This is a genomic window from Macrococcoides caseolyticum (assembly GCF_002902665.1).
In the GTDB taxonomy this organism is placed as follows: domain Bacteria; phylum Bacillota; class Bacilli; order Staphylococcales; family Staphylococcaceae; genus Macrococcoides; species Macrococcoides caseolyticum.
On record NZ_PPRM01000090.1, the window covers coordinates 1 to 513 of the forward strand.

General features: G+C 38.0%; 1 protein-coding gene. It reads right to left on the reverse strand.

Features of this window, described 5'->3' with window-relative positions; genetic code table 11:
* Nucleotides 1-9: 9 nt before the first annotated feature.
* A partial coding sequence (locus CD152_RS10170) for an IS30 family transposase (protein ID WP_146034110.1) occupies nucleotides 10-513 on the reverse strand: 504 nt, incomplete at its 5' end.

Consider the following 513-nt stretch of genomic DNA (forward strand, 5'->3'; position numbering starts at 1 on the left):
TTTCGTTTGTCAAAATAAGCTAGACAATTCCTCATCTTCGATGAAACTCATAAATACTTCCAATGGTGTTTTATAGCCCAGCGATTTTCTGGGACGATGATTAATATTTTGAGCAACACTAATGATATGATCATCAGTGACTGAATTAAAGTCTAATTCTTTATCTAATCCACTGCGTCTAAGTATCCCGTTAGAATGTTCATTCAATCCACGTTGCGACGGAGTGCCGGGGTCAGCAAAGAATATCGAGATATCGTGTCGGTTACAGATTGTTTTCCAGTTGGAGAACTCCTTACCACAATCGAAAGTAATCGATTTAAATATATGAGCAGGTAAAGCTGAAAACATAGAGTGAAGAGCATCTTCAATATCATCTGCCTTGCGACCTTGAGGTCGTATAGTGATAATCATCTTAGAGATTCTTTCTACTAAGGTTATGACAGCACTCCCATGATTACGGCCAATGATAGTGTCACCTTCAAGATGACCAAATTCTTGAAAGAAGAAAGGAAA